Origin of the sequence: Streptomyces sp. NPDC047042 (genome assembly GCF_040644035.1) — a bacterium.
Lineage (GTDB): Bacteria > Actinomycetota > Actinomycetes > Streptomycetales > Streptomycetaceae > Streptomyces.
Map to the genome: position 1 here is coordinate 61650 of NZ_JBEYVP010000030.1, position 21610 is coordinate 83259.

Genomic DNA, 21610 nt, shown 5'->3' on the forward strand with positions numbered 1-21610 from the left:
GGAGGGACGGTCCGTCCCTCCCCCTCCACCCTTCCTGCTCTGCCCTTCCTGTGGCTCAGCCCTTGACGCTGCCGTCCGTCAGACCGCTGCGCCAGAAGCGCTGCAGGGCGACCATGGCGATCATCAGGGGGACGACGGAGACGAAGGCGCCTCCCACGGTCAGTTGGTAGAGCTGCGGCTGGCGGTCGGCGAAGGACTGCCACGACGTCAGACCGAGGGTGATGGGGTACAGCTTGGAGTCGGACAGCATGACCAGCGGCAGGAAATAGTTGTTCCAGATGCCGACGAACTGGAAGAGGAAGATCGTCACCAGGGCGGGGGTCATGATGCGCAGAGCGACGGTCGTGAAGATGCGGAACTCTCCCGCGCCGTCGATGCGGGCCGCCTCCAGCAGCTCGTCCGGTATGGACGCCGCGGCGTAGATCCGGCACAGGTACACGCCGAAGGGGCTGACGAAGCTCGGCACCAGCACGGCCCAGTAGGTGTTGGCCAGGCCCGCCTCGCTGAACAGCAGGTACATGGGCAGCGCCAGCGCCGTGCCGGGGATCAGGACGCCACCCAGCACGATGTTGAAGATCGTGTCGCGGCCGGCGAAGGAGAACTTGGCCAGCGCGTAGCCGGACATCGCGGCCAGCAGCGTCGCCACGCCGGCGCCGACCCCCGCGTACAGCAGGCTGTTGGCGGCCCAGCGCAGGTAGATCGCGTGGTCGTAGGTGACCACCTGGTGCAGGTTGCTCAGGAACTGCGGATGGGAGAACCACAGCCCGAAGCTGCCGAACAGGTCGCCGGTGGACTTGGTGGACGCCACGACCAGCCAGTACACCGGGAGCAGGAAGTACCCGGCGGCTGCCACGAGCAGACCGGTGACCAGGATGCGGCTGCGTGTGGTGACCCCGGTGATGCCGCCGCGCGGAGTCGGGCCGTCGTCGGAGGCCGGCTTCTCACCGCTCGGCGGGACCGTGCGGGCCGCTGTCTGGAGACTCACGCGTCCCCGCCTCTCTTGTTGACCAGCCGCAGGAACCCGAAGGAGAGCACGAACGCGGCGAGGGCGAGCAGCACTGCCTCGGCGGCGGCGAGGTGGTAGTTGTCGTTGGTGAACGCCTCGTTGTAGGCGCTGAGGTTGGGGGTGTAGGCGCTGTCGATGCTCGACGAGACGGGCTTGAGCACGAGTGGCTCCGCGAACAGTTGCAGCGTGCCGATGATGGTGAAGACCGTGGTGAGGATCAGGGCCGGGCGCAGCAGCGGCAGCTTGACGTGCCGGACCGTCATCCACGCACTGGCGCCGTCGATGCGGGCGGCCTCGTACAACTCCGCGGGGATGGTACGCAGTTGGGCGACGAGGACCAGGATGTTGTAGCCGGCGAACTCCCAGGTGACGATGTTCGCGATGGACCACAGGACCGTGTTTCCGCCCAGCAGGTCCACCGACACGCCCAGGTGGCGCATGCCGTCCACGAGAGGGCTGACTCCCGGTACGTACAGGAAGCCCCACAGGATGGACGCGATGACCCCCGGGACGCCGTAGGGCAGGAAGTAGGCGGCGCGGAAGAACCGCACGCCTCTGGCCGAGGCGCTGTCGAGGAGCAGCGCGAGCCCGGCGGCCAGCGCGACCATCACCGGCACCTGGACGACCGCGAACAGCAGCACGCGACCGACGCTGCGCAGGAAGGTGTCGTCGGACAACGCGTCGGAGTAGTTGTTCAGCGCGACGAAGACGGTACGGCTGCCGCCGAGCCCCAGCGGGCCGGTGTGCTCGACGTCCATGACGCTCTGGTAAACGGCGTAGCCGATGGGGGCGCCGAAGGTCAGCAGGAACAGCAGGAGGAAGGGCGCGACGAAGGCGAGGGGCGCCAGGTTTCTGCGGCGGCGGGGTGCTCGGGTGCGGGTGGGCATCAGGGTGCTTTCTGGAGTCCGGAGGGGGGAACGGCGGCGGCCGTGTCGCGCCCCTCCGGAGGCGGTCACTGGCCGGTGGAAACCTTCAGGCCCTTCTTCTTCAGGTCCTCGACGGTCTGCTTCTGCGCCTGCTCGACCGCGGAGACGAACGAGCCCTTGCCCGCCACGGCGGCCTGGAAGCCGTCGTTGAGGTGCTGGTAGGTGGCGTCGATCGTCGGTATCCACTTCCACGAGGTGTCGATGTTCTTGTCCGCCTCAGCGAAGACCTCGTTGTACTTCTGGCCTCCGTAGAACTCCGACGGCTTGTCCAGTGAGGAGCCCTTGTACGCGTCGGCCCCCGCGGGCCAGCCGTATCCGCCCTGCAGCAGCAGGTCGACGCTCGCGGGGTCGGTGTTGAGCCACTCGGCGAACTTCAGTGCCTCCGGGATGTGCTTGGCGCCCTTGAGGACGGCCGTGGACGAACCGCCCCAGTTCGCGGAGACGTTCGCGCCCTTCGTCCACTGCGGCATGGGCGCCACCGCCCACTTGCCGGCCGTCTTGGGAGCGTTTCCGCTGATGATGGCGTCGCCCCACTGGGCACTGACCCATGAGGTGATGGAGCCGGTCTGCAGGTCCTTGTACCAGCCGTTGGCGAAGTCGGGTTCGGTCTTGATCAGCTTCCTGGTGCGCAGTTCGTCCCAGTAGGCGGCGACCTTCAGGGTCTGCGGGGAGGCGATGTTCACCGACCAGGTGTCGCCGTCGACGCCGAACCACTTGGCGCCGGCCTGCCACGCGAGTGCGGTGAACCAGGCGGAGTTGCCGGGCGGGAAGGTGCCGATGTACGCCTTCGGGTCCGCCTTGTTGATCTTCTCCGCGGCCTGGGCGTACTCGTCCCAGGTGGTGGGCGGCGCGATGCCCCACTTCTTGAACAGGTCGGAGCGGTAGAACAGGCCCATCGGACCGGACGCCTGGGGGATCGCGTAGACGGCCGAGCCGAAGACTCCCTGCTCCCACTGCCAGTCAACGAACTTCGACTTGTCCTTGTCCGCGCCGTACTCGGACAGGTTCACCAGGCCGTTCTCCAGCAGGAACGAGGGGATCTCCTGGTACTCCACCTGCGCCAGGTCGGGCGCGTTGCCGCTCTTGAGGGCGGCGCGCATCTTGGCGTAGGTGCCGCTGCTGCCCGCCGGGACCTTCTCCAGTTTGACGTGGATGTCCGGGTGGGTGGCGTTCCACTTGTCGACGGCCTTGTCGACGCCGGGGACCCACGACCAGAAGCGCAGGTCGACCTTCTGGCCGGGCTTGGCGGGTGCCTGTGCCTTGTCCTTGTCCGTCGAATCGGCCGAACCCCCGCAGGCCGAGATGAGCAGGGAGACGGCGACAAGGGTCGTCGCCAATGTGCCCCGGCTTCTGCGGCGGGGTGTGGTGCGGCTCATGGGAGGAGGTCCTTCCTGGCTTCGTCCTGCAGGTGCCTGTTGCGTGCCGGTCAGTCTTGGAGCGGCATCGCCACGCCGTCAAGATATATTCATAATTAATTGAAACAGCTATGGTGGGTGTGTGGACAGAAGCGAGGGGAGACGCACGTGATGACGGGATGCCGCAGGATGACCGGGCGCGTGGCGGTGATCACCGGGGCTGCGCACGGTATCGGCGCGGCCACGGCACACCGGCTCGCGGCCGAAGGGGCGGTGGTCGTGGTCACGGACGTGGACGACGCGGCCGGCAAGGCCGTCGCGGCCGACATCGCGGACAGCGGCGGACGAGCGGAGTACGTGCGTTGCGATGTGACCTCGGCCGCCGACTGGGACCACCTGGCCCGCCACGTCGACGAGCACCACGGCCGGCTGGACGTCCTGCACAGCAACGCCTTCGCCCAACTCAACAAGCCCGCCCACGAGTTGAGCGAGGCCGAGTGGGACGGTCAGATGGCCGTGCTGCTCAAGCCCGCCTGGCGCGGGATGAAGACCTTCGCGGCCCTGCTGCGCGAAACCTCGGGCTCCGTCGTCCTCACCTCCTCCGTGCACGCGGTCATGGGCCTGCCCGGGCATGCCGCCTACGCCGCCGCGAAGGGCGCGCTGTGCTCGCTGGGGCGGCAGTTGGCCGTCGAGTACGGGCCCGACATCCGGGTCAACACCGTGCTGCCCGGCCCCGTTCTCACCGCGGCCTGGGACGGCATCCCGGAGGCCGACCGGGCGCGCAGTGTGGCCGCCACCGCGGCACGGCGGTTCGGCCGGCCGGAGGAGGTCGCCGCCGCCGTCGCCTTCCTGGTATCGGAGGACGCGTCCTATGTGACGGGAGCGAGCCTGGTGGTTGATGGAGGATGGAGCGTCATGAAGGAGTCCTCGTGAGCGGCGCGCACCCGGCGGTGGACCGTGCGCGGTCCCGGCGAACAGGACCGGAACGGAAACGGAGAACACGGTGATCCATCCCGGCAGGGGGCTGCACGGCCAGGCGGTTGAGGAGCTGGGCCGACGCATCGTCCGCGGCGACTACCCCCCGGGCTCCGTGGTGGACCCGGCCAACTTCGAAACGGAGTTGGGCGTCAGCAAGACCGTGGTCCGTGAGGCGATGCGCGTACTGGCGTCCAAGGGCCTGCTGGAGTCACGGCAGAAACGCGGTACGACGATCCGGCCCCGAGCCGACTGGAACCTGCTCGACAGCGACCTGCTGCGCTGGCAGGGCAGCAGCGCTCCGACCGACGGTTTCCTCGAGGACCTCGCCGAGGTCCGCGCGATCGTCGAGCCCGCCGGCGCCCGGCTCGCCGCGGTGCGCCGTACCCCCGAAGACCTGGACGCGTTGCGGCAGGCGCTGGACGCGATGGCGGCGGCGGGCGCCGACGCGGCGGCCATGGTCGAGGCCGACCTGGCCTTCCACCGTGCCCTCCTCGACGCCGCCCACAACGAACTCCTCAGCCGGATGGAGGTCGTCATCGAGGCCGGCCTGCGCGTCCGTGACCGGATCGTGCACGGCGCCCAGCACTTCTCCGACTCCATCCCCGTGCACCAGGACCTGCTCGACGCCGTCGAGGCGGGCGACCCGGACGCCGCCGCGGCCGCCGTCGACTCCCTCCTGGCACAGGCCACCGACGACCTGGCAGCCGTACGGGCCAGGACCGGCCCCGACCCCGCGACCGACCCGTCGCCGAAGGAACTCCCTTGAAAATAACCGGACTTGAGACGTTCCTGGTGGCCCCGCGCTGGCTGTTCCTGCGCGTCGCCACCGACGAGGGCGTCACCGGCTGGGGCGAACCCGTCATCGAGGGCCGCGCCGAGACCGTACGGGCCGCGGTCCACGAACTGGCCGACCACCTCGTCGGCCGGGACCCGCTGCGCATCGAGGACCACTGGCAGGTGCTCACCAAGGGCGGCTTCTACCGGGGTGGCCCCATCCTCTCCAGCGCCGTCGCCGGCATAGACCAGGCCCTGTGGGACATCGCGGGCAAGACCTACGGCGTCCCCGTGCACCGCCTCCTCGGCGGCCCCGTGCGCGACCGTGTCCGGATGTACGCCTGGATCGGCGGAGACCGGCCGAGCGATGTCGCGGAACTGGCCGAGGAACAGATGAAGGCGGGCTTCACCGCCGTCAAGATGAACGCCTCGGCCGAACTCGCCCGCATCGACACCCCGGCCCGCACCGCGGAGGTCGTCGAACGCGTCGCGGCCGTCCGCGAGGTGCTGGGCGACGAACGGGACATCGCCGTCGACTTCCACGGCCGCGCCTCCACCGCCATGTCACGCCGACTGCTGCCCCAACTCGAGCCACTGCACCCGCTGTTCGTCGAAGAACCCGTCGCGCCGGAATACTCGGGCCAGCTGCGCAGCCTGGTGGAGAGCACGAGCATCCCCCTCGCCACCGGCGAACGCCTCTACTCCCGCTGGGACTTCCGCCCCGTCATGACCAGCGGCATCGCCGTCGCCCAGCCCGACCTGTCGCACGCCGGCGGCATCTCCGAGGTCCGCCGCATCGCCGCCATGGCCGAGACGTACGACGTCACCATGGCCCCCCACTGCCCCCTCGGCCCGATCGCGCTGGCCGCGAGCCTCCAGATCGCCTTCTCCGTACCGAACTTCCTCATCCAGGAACAGAGTCTGGGCATCCACTACAACAACGGGTCCGACCTGCTCGAGTACGTGATGGACCCCGAACCCTTCCGGTTCCAGGACGGGTACGCGGTCGCCTCCACCCGCCCGGGACTCGGCGTCGAGATCGACGAGAAGGCCGTACGCCACGCCGCCGAGACAGGACACCGCTGGCGCAACCCCGTATGGCGCGGCCCCGACGGGGCATTCACCGAGTGGTGACCAGCGGCACGACAACCCCCTACCCCTCAGGGCCTGTTGCCCTGGCACAAGGAGAGCGCGCCTTCATGAACCTGGTGGAATCCCTCCGAACCCACCGCCTGCTGGCGGTCGTTCGAGGCAAGGACGCCGCCGCGGCACTGAGCACCGTACGCACCCTCACAGAGGAGGGCATCGCGGCGATCGAGGTCTCGCTGACCACCACCGACGCCCTGACCGTCATCCGGCGGGCGCGCGCCGAACTGGGCCCGGACGCCCTCCTCGGCGCCGGCACCGTGCGCTCCGCCGCGGACGCCGCCCGCGCCCTGGACGCCGGCGCGTCCTACCTCGTCACCCCGGCCCTCGTCGACGGCCTGGAGCCGTACGGCGTACCGGTGTTGATGGGCGCCCTGACACCGAGCGAGGTCGAAGCCGCCCTCGCCAGGGGCGCCGCCGCGATCAAACTCTTCCCCGGCTCCTTCGGCGGCCCCGGCTATCTGAAGGCCCTGCGCGACCCGTTCCCCGAGGTGCACTTCGTACCCGTCGGCGGAGTGGACGCACCGGCCGCCCGCGCCTACCTGGACCGGGGTGCCCTCGCCGTCGGCGTGGGCTCACCGCTCGTCGGCGACGCGGCCGACGGCGGCGACCTCGGTCAACTCCGCCTCCGCGCGGCCGAGTTCCGCAAAGTCACCGCAGGGGGCACGGTATGACGACCCGGACTCCGGCCGAGGTCGTGACCTTCGGCGAGACCATGGCGGCACTGCGCGCCCACGGCGCGCTACGACTCGGCGGCAACCTCGGCCTGTCCGTCGCCGGCGCCGAGTCCAACGTGGCCATCGGCCTCGCCCGACTAGGGCACCGGGTGCGCTGGGCCGGCCGGGTCGGCGCGGACGAACTCGGCGCGCTGGTCCTGCGTACGCTGCGCGCGGAGGGCGTCGACACCGACCACGCGGCCACCGACGACACCGGCCGCCCCACGGGACTGCTGCTGACCGAACCCCGCCTTGGCACCCTGACCCGCGTCAGCTACTACCGCACCGGTTCCGCCGGTTCGGCGGTGTCACCGGCCGACGTACTGCCCGCGCTGACCCCCGGCACTCGCGTCCTGCATCTGACCGGCATCACACCGGCGCTCAGCGCGATCGCCGCCCACACCGCACTGGCCGCCGCCACGGCCGCGCGCGACGCCGGCATCACCGTGTGCCTCGACGTCAACTACCGCTCCCGGCTGTGGAGTACGGACGCCGCCCGCACCGCGCTCCGCCCGCTGCTGCTCCGTACCGACCTGCTCATAGCCTCCGAGGACGAGCTGCCGCTGGTACTGGAACGACCCGACGCCGACGAGGCCGAGGCCGTGAAGAGCGTCCTGGCCGCGGGGGTCGCCGAGGTGGTCGTCAAACGCGGCGCACGCGGCGCGACCACGTTCACCGCGGACGGTCCGACCGACCGCGCCGCACGACAGGTCGACGCCGTCGATCTGGTCGGCGCGGGTGACGCCTTCGTGGCCGGATACCTGTCCGGCGTCCTCGACGGCGCTGACATCCCGGCCCGGCTGCACCGCGCCGTCACCACGGCGGCCTTCGCCGTCGCCGCCCGGGGCGACTGGGAGGGCCTTCCGACCCGGGACGAACTGGGACTGCTCGACGAGCCGGACGGCACGACGATCCGCTGACCGGGGCAGCGGATCGGCTCTTCGAGCCGACTGCCTGTGGGGCGTGATGTGCGGCGGCCGGGGCCGCACATCGCCGGGCCGATACTGTCGTTTCCCCTACGACGAAAGATGACTGACGTGGCACTGATCCTGGTAACCGGCGCGGCCTCCGGGCTCGGGCGTGACGCGGCGAACGCGTTGGCCGACGACGGTCACGACGTGGTCGTCCACGTCCGCAACCCGGCACGTCTCACCCGCGAGGACGACAGCGCCCGGTGGAAGGGCGTCGTCCTCGGGGACCTCGCCCGACCGGACGACATTCACGAAGTCGCCCGCCAGGCCTCGGGATTCGGCCGCTTCGACGCCGTCATCCACAACGCCGGAGTCCTGAACTCGCCGGAGCAGACCACGGTCAACACGATCGCGCCCTACCTGCTGACGGCCCTGATGGAGAAGCCGGCCAGACTCGTCTACCTCAGCAGCTCCATGCACCGATCCGGCTCCACGGACCTCGGACGGCTGACGGACGGCACCGCCACCTACTCCGACACCAAACTGTGGGTCACCACCCTCACGCTGGCCTTCGCGTCCCGCTGGGAAGGAACCGTCGCCCACGCGGTCGACCCCGGCTGGGTGCCCACCCGGATGGGCGGCGCCGGCGCAGCGGACGACCTGGTCGCCGGGCACCGGACACAGGCGTGGCTCGCCACCCACGACGACGTGACCCCGAGCACCGGCGGCTACTGGTACCACCGCCGGACCCAGCCACCGCACCCCGCCTCCCAGGACAAGGAGTTCCAGGCTCGCCTCATCCAGGCCCTGGAGAGCCGGACAGGGGTCCCGCTCGACTGAGCGGAACCCCTGTCCGGTCCCGGTAGGTCAGGACGGCGTGCCGTGCGGCTCCCGGACGACGGCGACGCCTCCCGGGGGGACGACGACGGTCCCCGAGACCGGGGTGCCGGTGAGGAGTTCCACCCCTTCGGCGCGGACTTCGGCGCCCTTGCCCGCGTGGTCGACGAGGAACAGGAAGTCGGCCTCCGCGCCGCGACGCCGTACGACCTCGATCCCGGCGGGCACCTCGTGCTCGGGAGCCACACCGGCCTCCTCGCGGATGCGGTGGAGGAGGGCCGCCAGGGTGTCCTGGTCGGGGTGGGTCGCCACATACCAGGCGCTACCGCTGCCGTACCGGTGGTGGGTGACGGCGGGATGCCCGGCCAGCGGACCGTCGGCGTACGAGGCGACGGCCCGGGCGCCGGCCAGCCCGACCCGTTCCGACCACAGGTCGGCCGTGGCGCCCGGCGGCACTTCGCCGGCCAGGCCCGTGGTCTGCCCCGGCAGCAGCGGGAACAGCTCGTCGGTGTGCACGCCGAGGACGTCGCGGAACGCGCCCGGGTACCCGCCCAGGAATACGTGGCCCTTCTCGTCGACCATGCCGCTGTGGAAGCCGACGGCCAGCGTCCCCCCGCTCTCCGCGAACCGGGCGAGATTCGCCGCGGCCGACTCCGTCACCACGTACAGCGACGGGACCAGGACGAGCTGGTACCGGTCGAGCCCGGGGTCGTCGGGACGGACGAAGTCGACGGCGACACCCGCACGCCACAGCGGGGTGTACCAGTCACGCACCAGGTCCTGGTAACGCAGCTCACCGCTCGGCTGGGCGGGCAGCTCCAGCGCCCAACGGGCGTCCCAGTCCCATACGATCGCCACGCGCGCCGCGACATCGGTGTCCCGCACCTCGGCCAACGCCCGCAGATCGGCGCCCAGTTGGACGACGTCCTGCCAGATCCGGCTGTCGGTGCCGGCGTGCGGAAGCATCGCCGAGTGCCACTGCTCGGCGCCCGCCTTCGCGGCCCGCCACTGGAAGAACGCGATGCCGTCGGCGCCGTGGGCGACATGGGCGAGCGCGTTGCGCCGCATCTCACCCGGGCCCTTGGCCCGGTTGACCTGCTGCCAGTTGACGGCACCCGGCGAGTGCTCCATGAGAAACCACGGGCCGCCCGCGAGCGACCTCATCAGGTCGCCGCTGAGCGCGATGTCGAGCTCCGCCTCCGGGTCGTCGGACATCAGGTAGTGGTCGTTGGAGAGGATGTCCAACTCCGGTGCCCAGCGCCAGTAGTCGAGGGCGTCGAAGGTGCGCAGGACCATGAAGTTGGTCGTCGCGGGCAGGTCCGGCGCCGCCCGGAGCAGTACCTCGCGCTCGGCCGTGCACAGCGAGAGCAGTTCGTCGGAGCAGAAGCGGCGCCAGTCCAGCTGGTGAGTGGGGTTCGGAGGGGCCGCGGTGGCACGGGGCGGGATGATCTCGGCCCAGTCGTAGTACCACTGGCTCCAGAAGGTCGTGCCCCAGGCGTCGTTCAGCGCGTCCAGGTCCTGGTACTTGTCCCGCAGCCAGCGGCGGAAGGACTCCGCGCTCTCGTCGCAGTAGCAGGCGGGGTTGTGGCAGCCGTACTCGTTGTGGACGTGCCACATGACGACGGCCGGATGGTCGGCGTACCGCTCGGCCAGCGTGCCCGCCATCCGCAGGGCGGCCTCACGGTAGGCGGGGCTGGAGGGGCAGAACGTCTGGCGGCTGCCGTACCACAGCCGGCGGCCGTCCTTGTCCACCGGGAGTGCCTCGGGGTGGGCCTTGAAGAACCAGGCGGGCGGCGACGCGGTGGGTGTGGCCAGGTCGGCGCCGATGCCGTTCTCGTGCAGGAGGTCGAGGATCCGGTCCATGCGCGTGAAGTCGTAGACGCCCTCGGCCGGTTCGAGCAGCGCCCAGGAGAAGATGCCGACGCTGACCATGGTGACCCCGGCCTCGCGCATCAGGCGCATGTCCTTGGCCCACACCTCCTCGGGCCATTGTTCGGGGTTGTAGTCGCCTCCGTAGGCGATGCCGGGAAGACGGAGGCGGCGTGCGGTGCTCATGGGGGAGTGCTCCGGAAAGTCGGGGGTGAGGGCGGGCGCGTACGGCTGGGTCAGCCCTTGTTGGCGCCCAGGGTCAGACCGCTGACGAACTGGCGTTGCAGCGCGAAGTAAACGATCAGGGTGGGGATGGCGGTCAGCAGCGCACCCGCGGCGACCAGGTTGGGGTCGGTGAAGTACTGGCCGGAGAGGTTGTTGAGGGCCGAGGTGATCGGCATGTTCTCGCCGGTGGAGATCAGCACGATCGCCCAGAAGAAGTCGTTGTAGATCCAGATGGACAGCAGGGTGGCCAGGGCCGCCATCGCGGGCCTGCACAGCGGCAGCACGATCTGCCAGTACAGGCGCCAGACGGAGGCGCCGTCGACGAGGGCGGCCTCGGTCAGCTCGTGCGGGAGGGAACGCATGTAGTTGGCGAGCACGAACGCGCAGAAGCCCGACTGGAACGCCACATGGATGAGAACCAGCCCCAGAGCCGAGTCGTACAGCTTGCCGGACGCGGTGATTCCCGGCAGGTCCACGAGCAGGTAGAGGCGGTAGAGCGGGGTGATGATGACCTGCTGCGGGAGCAGGTTGCCGGCCGTGAACACCAGCAGCAGGAACAGGTTGACCCGGAAGTCGAAGCGGCTGACGTAGAACGCCACGCAGGACGACAGGAACAGGGTCAGCAGCACCGCCGGAATCGCGATGAGCAGCGTGTTCCCGAAGTAGTGCAGCATGTCCGACTGCGTGAAGGCGTTGGTGAAGTTGGCGAAGTTCAGCTTGTCGGGCCAGGAGACATAGCCCTTGTCGCTGGTCTCGGCGTACGGCCGCAGGGCCGCGAACATCGCCCACAGCAGCGGCGCCAGCCAGGCCAGTGACGTCACGACGAGGAACGTGTGCAGCAGGATCCGGGCGGGGCGGACGGGGGTGCGCTGTCTCAGTGCCATGGAGGTGCTCATGCGCTCCGCTCCTTCCGGAAGGTCGAGATCAGATACGGGATGATCACGGCGAGCGAGATCACCAGCAGGACCACGGCGATCGCCGAGCCGTACCCGATGCGACTGGACTCGCCGATGATGTTGTTGGTGACCAGGATCGACAGCAACTCGGTGCCCTGGGCGCCCTTGTTGAAGACGAAGACCAGGTCGAAGGCGCGCAGGGCCTCGATGATCGTGACGACCAGCACGACCGTGTTGGTGGGGCGCAGCGTGGGGAAGATGACGTTCTTGAACGTCTGCCACTCGCCCGCGCCGTCGAGTGAGGACGCCTCGCGCAGCGAGGGGTCGACGCCCTTGAGACCGGCCAGGTAGAGGATCATCATGTAGCCGGTGTGCCGCCAGCAGGCGGCCACCAGGACGGCCCACAGGTTGAGGTCCGGGTCGCCGATCCAGTCGATGTAGTGGCCGGGCTTATTGGCCCCGATGAGGCTGTTGATCAGGCCCGTGTCCGGGTTGTAGACCAGCTGCCAGACGAATCCGGTGACGGCCAGCGACACCACGACCGGCAGGAAGAACGCCGTCTGGTAGACCCGGCTGAACCGGATGTTCTTGTCCAGCTGGACCGCCAGGAGCAGTCCGAGCGGGGTCGGGATCAGGATGAGCACGACAAACCAGATGACGTTGTGCTCGACGGCGGGCCAGAACTGCGGGTTGTTGGTGAACAGTTCGCGGAAGTTGTCCAGCCCGACCCACTTGATGGAGTCGAAGCCGATGCCGTCCCAGGTGGTGAACGCGAGAGCGATGGAGGCCAGCGCGGTGAGCCAGACGAGGGCCACGTGCAGGATCGTCGGTATGCCGGCCATCAGACCGAGCGTGAGCCGGTCACGGCGGGTCAGCAGACGCCGATGGCCCTGCGGGACCCGCTTGTTCGAGGGCACGCCCCGGGGCGGCTCGGCGGCCGCCTCCGGGGACTTCGTGAGGATGTCGGTGCTCATGAGGAGGCGAAGATCGCCTTCTTCTGGCGCTCGATGGACGACAGGATGCCGTCGACGCCCTTGGGGTCGCGGACGAACTTCTGCAGCGCGGGCTGCATCACCGTCGAGGTGAAGTCCGGGCGGCTGTCACGGTCCATGAACTGGGTGAGGTGCTTGGCCCCCGCGATCATGTCGTAGCCCTTCTTCTGAAGGGTGCTGTAGGCGGAGGTGTCGGCCTTGGTGGAGGCGGCGATGAGGCTCGGGTCGGCCTTGAGGTAGATCTCCTCGGCCTGCGGCGTGCCCAGGAACTCGAGCAGCTTGACCGAACCGGCGTGGTTCTTGGGGCTCTTGCTGAGCATGATGCCGTCGGTCGGCGCCTCCACGGTGTCCTGACCGTACGCCGGGTCGATCTCGGGGAAGGGGAAGAAGTCGAGGTCGTCCAGGTCCGCCTTGTTCGTGAACTGCTGGGCCACGAACATGCCGAGCATGTACATCCCCGCCTTCTTCGCGACCAGCGTCTGGGCGGCGTCCTGCCAGGTACGGCCGACCGCGCCCTCCTGGTGGAAGGGCAGGGTCTCGGCCCAGGTGTCGAAGACCTTGCGGACCTTCGCGTCGGTCCACGAGGCCTTGCCGGCCATCAGCTCCACGTGGAAGTCGTAGCCGTTGAGGCGGAAGTTGATCTGGTCGAAGGAACCCATCGCCGGCCAGGCGTCCTTGTCGCCGAAGGCGATCGGGACCAGGCCGTCCTTCTTCATCTGCTTGCACAGGGCGACATACGCGTCCCACGTGGTGGGGACCTGGTAGCCGTACTGCTGGAAGACGCTCTTGCGGTAGAAGACCGCCCACGGGGACGTGGTCAGCGGCACCAGGTAGTACTTGCCGTCCTGACCCTTGCTCAGGTCGTGCATGGCGCTGGGGAAGTTGCCGCCGATCGTCTTCCACACGTCGTCGATAGGGGAGGCCAGTCCCTTGGCCGCGAAGAACTGCATCCGGTAGCCGGCGAACCACTGGAACACGTCGTCCGGCGTGCCCTGCAGATAGGTGTTGATCTGCTCCTGGAACGTGCCGTGGTCCTTGGTGTTGATGGCGACCTTGATCCCGGACTGCTTCGTGAACGCCGCGTACATGTCGCCGTATCCCTTCTTCGGGACGGCGTCGGACGCGTTGGAGCCGACGGTGACGGTCTTGGAGTCGGACCCGGTGCCACCGCCGCCGCACGCGGACAGCAGCGGGACACCGGCACCGAGGAGTGCGGCCCCGCCGAGTCCGCGCAGCACGGCGCGGCGGCTTGTGCCGGGCAAGGGCTCACCAAGGGATGAATGGCGCATTTCGGCTCCTGAAGGGCTGTCATGGCCCGGGCGTGGCGCATCGGCTCAAGGGGGCATGACGGGAAGCGGTCGACGGATACGACCAGAAATGAACGCGATCGGACAGATCCGATCGGCTGACGCGGTGAAGAGTGAACTTTCCGGGGGCCCGCTGTCAAGGCCGTGCGGAGAAGGCGCCCGTCAGACCGTCCCAGGAGAAGGAAATCGGTGCCTCGGTGCAAGAAAACCTGCCGGTTCCCTTGACGGGGGACCCCGGTGCTGCGTAGACATGACCGCGCGGTCAGGACCGCGCGGTCATACGGTTGACCTGGTTCGATACTCACGGCCATCGGGAGTTCTCATGACACGAGTGGTGGGGCGGAACGCCGGTTCCCCGGCACCGCGCAGCGCGGACGTGGCCCATGCGGCCGGCGTCTCGCGCAAGACGGTGTCACGGGTCTTCAACAACGAGCCGTACGTCTCCGACGAGGTCCGCCGTCGGGTCCTGGACACGGCCGGGGAGCTCGGATACCGGCTGAACCACGCGGCCAGGGCACTGGCCTCGGGCCGCAGCCGTTCGATCGGGGTCGTCGCCCTGGGCACAGCCGGGTACGGCACCGCCTCACTCCTCGTCGGTGTGGAGAGGGCCGCACGGGACGCCGGTTACGCACTGCGGGTGGTCAACACCGTGGACGGAGACCCCGAGGGCATCGCCGGCGCGGTGCTGTCGCTCCTCGAACAGGGCGTGGACGGCATCGTGGTGTCCGAACCCATCGTGGAGGGCGAGGTGTCCGTCCGGATCGACGTGCCGGTCCTCTTCCTGGGCGCGCCGCCGGCCTTCTTCACCTCCGCCCGGACCCTGAGTGTGGGCGTGGGCGCCCATGAACTGGCGCGCGCGGCCACCGACCACCTGCTGGATCTCGGGCACACCACCGTCCACCATCTCGCGGGCCCTCGACGCTGGTACGCCTCGAAGGACCGTGCTGACGGCTGGCGCGCCGCGCTGGCGGCACGGGGTGCGGTCGAGCATCCGGTGATCGAGGGCGACTGGTCACCCGAGTCCGGCTACGCGGCCGGCCGGGAACTGGCTGCGGACACCACCGTGACCGCTGTCTTCGCGGCGGGCGACGAGATGGCCATCGGCCTGATCCACGCCCTGCGCGAGGCAGGCCGCCGGGTACCGGAGGACGTGAGCGTGGTGGGCTTCGACGGCAACCCCGTCTTCGCCCACGTCACACCCCCGCTGACCACCGCGCGTCAGCCCTTCGACGAAGCGGCACGGGACGGCATCAGACTGCTCGTGCACGCCGTCGAAGAGCCGGAGACCGAACTGCCTCCGGCGAGCGAACCACAGGTCGAGCTCGTCATCCGCGCCTCGACCGCGCCGCCGCCCTCCCACCGGGGGCGGACCGCACCCCGCACCGCCTGAGCCATCGCACCCACAGGTGCGGACAGAGGGCACGCGTGAGCACCTCCGCTGTACGCCGAGGAAGCCCGTCGCGAAACCTCACCGGATTCCTCGTCGCATTCCTCGTCGCCACGGCGTCGACCGTTGTCAGGCCGGCCGGCGTCTCCGTCCCTTGACTCCGCTGTTCCGCGCCCGGACCGATCCGAGCGGGCGGCGGGCATCGAAACACACCTCCATCCCATCCCCCGGGAGCCGCAATGTCCTATGCGCAGACAGACGCCAGACCCGGCGCCGCTCCGCATTCCCGTCCCCTCTTTCTCCTGACGGCCGTCCTCGCCCTGCTGGCCGCGGTGGCGACGCTGCTGCTGCCCGCCGCGGGCCGGGCGGACGCCCTGTCCCGTCCGTCGCAGACGATGTACACCCCGCCGTCGGACGCGCCCTCGCCCGGGTCGCTGTATCCGCGGGCGCTGCGGCTGCAGCACAACGGCTCGGCCAACGGCACGATTCTGGCGACGTTCGAGCAGTACAGCACCGGCACACCGGTTCTCCCGATCTACCGCAGCACCGACAACGGCAACGCCTGGACGAAGATCTCCGAGGTCGCCGACACCCAGAACGGCTGGGGCATGCGCTGGGAGCCGGAGCTGTTCGAGCTCCCCGCGGCCATGGGTGACTTCCCGGCGGGCACCATCCTCGCCGCCGGAGCGTCCGTCCCCGCCGACCGCTCGGCCATCAAGATCGACGTCTACGCCAGCACGGACCTCGGACTGACCTGGACCTTCGTCAGCAACATCGCCACCGGCGGCCCGGCCTTCGACACGAACGGCAACGGCAACACCCCCGTCTGGGAGCCGTTCTTCCTCTACGCGGGCGGCAAGCTGATCGTCTACTACTCCGACCAGCGCGACTCCGCCTACGGCCAGAAGGTCGTGCACCAGGTCTCCACGGACGGCCGCACCTGGGGCCCCGTGGTGAACGACGTGGCGATGCCCACCTACAGCCAGCGCCCGGGCATGCCCACCGTGGCCAAGCTGCCCAACGGCAACTACATCATGACGTACGAGTACGGCGGCTCCCCCTCGGGCAACTTCGCCGTCTACTACAAGATCTCCGCCGACCCGGAGGCCTTCAACTCCGTCACCGGCATACCCCTGCGGGCGACCGACGGCACCGTCCCCACCAGCACCCCCTACATCACCTGGCTGCCCACCGGCGGCCCGAACGGCACCCTGGTCGTCAGCGCCTACAGCACGGGCGACCTGTTCCTCAACACCGCGAACGGTGCCGCTGACACCTGGACGCGCATCAACTCCACCGTCGTCGGCGGCTACAGCCGCGGTCTGCTCCCGTTGCCCGACGGCCACAGCCTCCTGGTGCTCAGCGGGGGAAGCGGCGGCAGCAACCTCCACAACCCCGTCACGTACGGCACCATCGACCTGGGCGGCGGCATCTCCGACGGCGCCACCTACGCGGCTTCGAACGCGGGCAGCGCCCTCAACCTGGCCATCGCGGGCGGCTCCACCGCCAACGGCACCTTCGCGACGCAGCAGACCGCCACCGGCGGCACCGACCAGCAGTGGCGCTTCGCGGCGCAGCCCTCCGGCTACTTCAAGATCTTCAACGTGGCCACGGGCAAGGTCCTGGGCGTGCAGAGCGGCTCCACCGCCGACGGCGCCAAGATCCTGCAGTGGGACGACAACGGCACCCTCGACCACGAATGGGCCGTCGCCCCCAACCCCGCCGGCGGTTACACGCTCACCAACCGCGTCACCGGCAAGCTCCTCGAGATCCCGGGCGGCTCCACCGCCACCGGCACCACCGCAGGCCAGTGGAGCGACACCGGCTGCGCCTGCCAGCGCTGGAACCTCACCCAGACCGCGCTGCCCCCGCTGGGCACCGGCCAGTACATCTTCGTCAACAAGAACAGCGGCAAGTACCTCGACATCCCGGCCGGCTCCACCGCCACCAACACCGCCGTCGGCCAGTGGCAGAACTCCGCCTGCGTCTGCCAGCTGTTCACCTTCCAGTCCGCGGGCGGCGGAGCCTGGACCATCAAGAACGCCAACAGCAACCTCAACCTCGACATCCGCAGCGGCTCCACCACCCCGGGAGCCGCGGTCGTCCAGAACACCCCCTCCACCGCCAACTCGCAGAAGTGGACCCTGACCGACGCGGGCAACGGCTACTACGAACTCAAGAACGTCAACAGCGGCCTCAACGCCGGCGTCGCCCAGTCCTCCACCGCCAACGGCGCGGCGGTCGTCCAGTGGACCGACGTGAACGTCGACGACCAGCTCTGGAAGATCGTCCGCATCAACTGAGGCGGCTTCTCACAGCGGAAAGCCCGGGTCCGGCGGTGTGCCGGGCCCGGGCTTTCGCCGCCAGTGGCGACGACGACGTCTATGTCGGCGTCTACGTCATCGGGTCTCGCGGGCGTACGGCGCGACGGTGATCCGGTCGATCAGCGGCGCGTAGCGCGAGCGCAGCGGTACGCCGGGGAAGGTGTCCGAGGCGTAGGTGGTGCCGTCGAAGTTGGGCAGCTCCTCGGAGCGGAAGGTGATCGTGTTCTGTCCCTTCTTCAGCTGGACGGGGACGGTCAGCTCCCAGAAGTTGTTCTGGTGGAAGCTGTGCGGGAAGCTGACGCGCCGTGTCTCGCCGCCGTTGACACTGATGTCGGCGTGGCGGGCGAGCGGGTCCGGGTTGTAGTGGGTGGCCTCCGCCTGCTCGGGGTTGGAGTACCGGATGCGCAGCGCGTACAGACCCCTTTGGTCGGCGGTGACGGTGAACGTCGCGGTGTTGCCGTTGCCCGGCGCGCCGCCGACCCCGGTGATCGCCGTGCCCGCGGTGGCCAGGGACAGCGGGGTGAGCGTGGCCGAGCCCGCGAGTACGGCGTCGCCGGCCTCGTACGTACGCGTCTTGAGCGTGCCCTCGGTGGGAGTGACGGTGAGGCGGTCGACGAGGGTGGTGGTCGAACCCCCGGTCACCGTCACCTTGTTGACGCCGCCCGACAGGGAGACCGCCACCCTGCTCGTCTTCTTGTCCAGGCGCAGGACGTCGTGCCCGTTGACGGAGAGCCGGGCGCCCTTGCCCTCGACGGTGTCGACCTCGAGGGTGGCCTCGCGGTCGGCGGGGGAGTAGACCCAGAACGTGGCGGTCTGGCCCTTCCGGAGCCGGGCCGCGCGCGAGCCGGTGGCGGGGACCCGGGCCTGCTTCGGCAGGTCGTACACCGGCCGCGCCCCGCCGCCCAGCCAGGCCAGCTCACCCTCGTACACCTGGGTGGTGGCCGATGCCGCGGGGAGGGAGAGGGTGAGACGGTCGACGATGGCGTCACCCTTGGTGACGCGCTTGCCGTCGAGGCTCTTCGCGGCGAGCGTCAGGGTGTGCTTGCCCTTGGTGAGCCGGACCTTGGTGTCGGTGTGGTCCCAGACCACCCACTTGTAGCCCAGCGGCATGTACAGCTCCTGCTCGCTGTCGGCCCTGCCGTCCACCCGGAGGAAGACGTTGGTGGGGCCCTGCTCCCTCACCTTGTCGAAGGTGTTCAGGGAGTTGGCGAAGACGCTCAGGTCGTAGGTGCCGTCCTCCGGCACGTCCACGGTGGTCTCGAGCGTGACGTCCGAGCCGGTGCGCAGACCGCCGACGTCGTATCCACCGGAGGTGTAGAACTTCGACACGTCACGGGGTGAGCCCTCGGGGCCGTTCTTCGAGTAGCCGGTTCCGGTGTGGACGGCGTCCTCCGCCTCGTACGAAGCCTGCCAGCGCACGGGCGGGGACTGCGTGCCCTTCGCCTTACCGGCCGGGCTGAGGACGATCTCGTACGCCGAGGACTCCTCCAGCCTCGGCAGCGTGCCGTCGCCGAAGTCGACGACCACCGTGCCGTCGTCACCGACCTTCAGGTTCTGCTCGGCGAGCAGCTTCGGACCGGAGGAGTCGCCGACCTGGCCGCTCCACGCGATCTCCCGCACCCAGGCGTGCACGTTCTTCCCGAAGAGCTTCTTCGGAACGCCCGCGAACGTGATGTGGCCCTTCCCGGTGGACCCGCCGAAGATCAGCCGGGCCTGCTTCTTCTTCTCGTCGAGGGTCGCGACGCCCTGCATGGTGTAGTTCTCGCCGGGGAACGGCGGCGTCGCCGTCACCGTGTGCCCGCTCATCGAGGCGTACGAGTTCAGTAGCCACCACTGGCCGTTGCCCCGGTTGGACTGCACCGCGGAGTCGGACAGGTTCCCGTCGATGTTCCAGTAGGCGATGTCGGCGTCGACCTTGGACTCCTCGATCGCGGACACCCACTGGATCATCTGGCCGGGGACCGAGGTGTGGTAGTTGAACGCGTACTCGTTGATGTTGATCGGCAGCCGCGTACCCTCTCGGGCGGTGCCCTTGAACAGCTCCTTCTCCCACGTCCGGTACTTGGCGACGTTCGAGCGGACCGCCTCGGGGTGGCTCAGCTCGTGCCAGGTGATGACGTCCGGGAGGGTGCCGGCGGCCAGGGCGTGCGTGAGGAAACCCTTCACCTGGTCGTAGAGGACGCTGGTGTTGGGGCCGGCGATACGGGCGCTCGGCATCTTGCCCTTGATGAGCTTGTACGCGTCGTCCCAGGCGGCGAAGAAGTCGGTGGGGTCGTTCAGCCAGCTGACCTTGTCGTAGCTCCAGTCGCCGGTGCCGAACATGTTGCCCTCGGGCTCGTTGAACGGCACGAAGACGACGTTGTCCTGGTACTCCTCGGGCAGTTGGAGCACCTGGTCGACCTGCTTGGCGATCTTCTCCTCGTAGAGCTCGATCTTCTCCTGCGGGGTGTCGCCCGGCCATTCGTAGGGGAAGCCGCGGTGGATGTCGGTCATGTAGATGTACACATCACCGTCGGTGGAGTCGGCCAGGGGCCCGACCACGTCCAGCGCGTCGGCGCCCGGGTGCTGCGGGCCGTCCTGTGCCTTGGTGGAGACCGTGCGCAGCCCCATGCCCTCGATGAGGTTGTTGGTGGGGACGTCCGGCCCGTACACCCCGTAGAGGGTGCCGGAGGCGCCGCCGTGGAACGCACCGGTGTTCGAGCCGAGGTCGACGGTCAGCTGGCCCTCGCGGACCACGGTGACGGTCGCCGAGACCGCTCGACCGGCGACGGTTCCGGCGACGGTGAAGGTCCCCGGCCGGGCGTACTTGTCGGCCGGTACGGCGTCCCAGGTGATCGGCGCGTCGCGGTCGTAGCCGTCGGAGAAGGAGGAGCGGACTGCCGCGGGCAGGGACGGGGCGGTGCCGGTCGTCGTCCGAACCTCGAAGGAGGTCTTCGACAGGTCCTGGAGCGTCGGCACGGTCCCGACCAGACCGGCCACCTGCTCGGCGCTGAGCGCCGAGTGCCACACGGCGAAGTCGTCGATCGCGCCCTTGAGCAGCGGATCCGGCCAGAAGGACTTGCCGATGTAGCCGGCGGCCGTGGCCGAACCGTCCAGCAGTTCCTTGGCCTTGATGCCGGTCGCGGCGGACGCCACCGCCGTGCCGTCGAGGTAGGTGGTGAGCCGTCCGGCACTGGTGTCGAGAGTGACGGTGACGGTCCGCCAGGCGTTCGCGGGCAGCATCGCGTAGCCGACGGCCTGGGCCTCCGCCCCGCCTCCGCCGGTGGTCACCGAGGTCTGGAACAGCCCGTTGCCGCTGTACGGAGTGCTGAAGAGATACCTGGTGGTGTTGGTGCCGAGATCGAAGATCCGCTGCCAGGACGACTTGTCGCCGTCCCACTTCACCCGGGCCGAGACCGTCAAGTCCGTGGCGTCGCCGACCACTTCACGGGGCAGACGGACATACGCGCCGTTCGAGTCGGGCGCCCCGCCGGGCAGCGCGATGGCCTTGCCACCGTCCGCGCCCGCGACGGAGCGGGCGGTGCCGCCGTTCACGAGGCTCGCCGTCAGGCCGTTTCCGGAGCTGTCCGTGATGCTGCCCGACGCGAGGTCGTCCTGGTCGAAGGTGTAGCGGGCGACGGGCTGGGGGGTGTCGGCCGCCTGCGCGAGGACGGCCGGCGCGGAGAGCAGCCCCGCGCCGAGAGTCAGCGCCACGGCGGCCGCACCTCGGCGCCGGACGGATCTGTCAGCAGGTGGCATGGAGTGCGTCCTTAAATTCTTGGTTCCTGAGGGGGAGGTTCCGGTTGGCCGGAGGGGGAGAGGCAGCCGGTCGAACCGGTTCGGCGAAGCTAGCATCGAGGAAACCGGCCAGCAATCCCCCCGACACACCGAACCTGTGCCGTGTACGCCGGATTGCAAGGTGTTTTCACCGAAAGCCCGGTACGGGTGTTGACAGGCGCCCGGCTTGTTTCTAGTTTCACTT

At 69.4% G+C, this 21610-nt stretch carries 16 protein-coding genes; 8 read left to right on the top strand and 8 right to left on the bottom strand.

Features of this window, described 5'->3' with window-relative positions:
- Nucleotides 1–55 precede the first annotated feature (55 nt).
- The 3 genes from ABZ855_RS31635 to ABZ855_RS31645 form a co-directional block, all read right to left on the bottom strand.
- Nucleotides 56–985, bottom strand: coding sequence for a carbohydrate ABC transporter permease (locus tag ABZ855_RS31635; protein WP_360812694.1), 930 nt, complete (start codon nt 983–985; stop codon nt 56–58).
- Nucleotides 982–1893: a sugar ABC transporter permease gene (locus ABZ855_RS31640; RefSeq protein WP_360812696.1), complete on the bottom strand. Its 912-nt coding sequence runs from the start codon at nt 1891–1893 to the stop codon at nt 982–984. Before ABZ855_RS31640 ends, ABZ855_RS31635 begins: the two co-directional genes overlap by 4 nt.
- Before the next feature lie 65 nt (nt 1894–1958).
- A complete protein-coding gene (locus ABZ855_RS31645) occupies nt 1959–3308 on the bottom strand; it encodes an extracellular solute-binding protein (RefSeq protein ID WP_360812698.1) in 1350 nt (449 codons plus the stop codon).
- A 168-nt stretch (nt 3309–3476) separates the two neighbouring features.
- Between ABZ855_RS31645 and ABZ855_RS31650 the strand changes: the two genes are divergently transcribed.
- The 6 genes from ABZ855_RS31650 to ABZ855_RS31675 all read left to right on the top strand — a co-directional run bounded on the left by ABZ855_RS31650 (nt 3477) and on the right by ABZ855_RS31675 (nt 8652).
- Nucleotides 3477–4220, top strand: a complete 744-nt coding sequence (locus tag ABZ855_RS31650; RefSeq protein WP_360812700.1) for an SDR family oxidoreductase — start codon at nt 3477–3479, stop codon at nt 4218–4220.
- Nucleotides 4221–4290: 70 nt separating this feature from the next.
- On the top strand, nt 4291–5031 hold the full coding sequence (locus tag ABZ855_RS31655; protein WP_360812702.1) for a FadR/GntR family transcriptional regulator: 741 nt from the start codon (nt 4291–4293) through the stop codon (nt 5029–5031).
- The gene (gene dgoD, locus ABZ855_RS31660; protein ID WP_360812704.1) at nt 5028–6173 is read left to right on the top strand and encodes a galactonate dehydratase; all 1146 of its coding nucleotides are present in this window, start codon (nt 5028–5030) and stop codon (nt 6171–6173) included. Before ABZ855_RS31655 ends, dgoD begins: the two co-directional genes overlap by 4 nt.
- A gap of 65 nt (nt 6174–6238) precedes the next feature.
- Nucleotides 6239–6859, top strand: coding sequence for a bifunctional 4-hydroxy-2-oxoglutarate aldolase/2-dehydro-3-deoxy-phosphogluconate aldolase (locus tag ABZ855_RS31665; protein ID WP_360812706.1), 621 nt, complete (start codon nt 6239–6241; stop codon nt 6857–6859).
- The gene (locus ABZ855_RS31670; protein ID WP_360812708.1) at nt 6856–7821 is read left to right on the top strand and encodes a sugar kinase; all 966 of its coding nucleotides are present in this window, start codon (nt 6856–6858) and stop codon (nt 7819–7821) included. Before ABZ855_RS31665 ends, ABZ855_RS31670 begins: the two co-directional genes overlap by 4 nt.
- A gap of 108 nt (nt 7822–7929) precedes the next feature.
- Nucleotides 7930–8652 carry an SDR family NAD(P)-dependent oxidoreductase gene (locus tag ABZ855_RS31675; RefSeq protein WP_360812710.1) on the top strand — a complete coding sequence of 241 codons (723 nt, stop codon included), beginning with the start codon at nt 7930–7932 and terminating at the stop codon, nt 8650–8652.
- Nucleotides 8653–8679: 27 nt separating this feature from the next.
- On the opposite strand, the gene ABZ855_RS31680 is transcribed toward ABZ855_RS31675, so the two are convergent.
- Genes ABZ855_RS31680 through ABZ855_RS31695 form a run of 4 tightly spaced genes read right to left on the bottom strand, consistent with a single transcriptional unit; the run spans nt 8680 to nt 13920 of the window.
- The gene (locus ABZ855_RS31680; RefSeq protein ID WP_360812712.1) at nt 8680–10704 is read right to left on the bottom strand and encodes a beta-galactosidase; all 2025 of its coding nucleotides are present in this window, start codon (nt 10702–10704) and stop codon (nt 8680–8682) included.
- 50 nt (nt 10705–10754) lie between these two features.
- The gene (locus ABZ855_RS31685) at nt 10755–11639 is read right to left on the bottom strand and encodes a carbohydrate ABC transporter permease (RefSeq protein ID WP_360812714.1); all 885 of its coding nucleotides are present in this window, start codon (nt 11637–11639) and stop codon (nt 10755–10757) included.
- Complete coding sequence (locus ABZ855_RS31690; protein ID WP_319213025.1) at nt 11636–12613, bottom strand: sugar ABC transporter permease; 978 nt, start codon at nt 12611–12613, stop codon at nt 11636–11638. Before ABZ855_RS31690 ends, ABZ855_RS31685 begins: the two co-directional genes overlap by 4 nt.
- Entirely contained in the window at nt 12610–13920 is a 1311-nt protein-coding gene (locus ABZ855_RS31695; RefSeq protein ID WP_360812716.1) for an ABC transporter substrate-binding protein, read from the bottom strand. Before ABZ855_RS31695 ends, ABZ855_RS31690 begins: the two co-directional genes overlap by 4 nt.
- Nucleotides 13921–14260: 340 nt before the next feature.
- On the opposite strand from ABZ855_RS31695, the gene ABZ855_RS31700 reads away from it, so the two are divergent.
- Together ABZ855_RS31700 and ABZ855_RS31705 are read left to right on the top strand one after the other, a co-directional pair.
- Entirely contained in the window at nt 14261–15328 is a 1068-nt protein-coding gene (locus tag ABZ855_RS31700; protein ID WP_360812718.1) for a substrate-binding domain-containing protein, read from the top strand.
- 236 nt (nt 15329–15564) lie between these two features.
- On the top strand, nt 15565–17628 hold the full coding sequence (locus ABZ855_RS31705) for an RICIN domain-containing protein (protein WP_360812720.1): 2064 nt from the start codon (nt 15565–15567) through the stop codon (nt 17626–17628).
- A gap of 96 nt (nt 17629–17724) precedes the next feature.
- On the opposite strand, the gene ABZ855_RS31710 is transcribed toward ABZ855_RS31705, so the two are convergent.
- Nucleotides 17725–21342 (bottom strand): LamG-like jellyroll fold domain-containing protein, encoded by a 3618-nt coding sequence (locus tag ABZ855_RS31710; RefSeq protein ID WP_360812722.1) that lies wholly within the window; start codon nt 21340–21342, stop codon nt 17725–17727.
- Between the last annotated feature and the right edge of the window lie 268 nt (nt 21343–21610).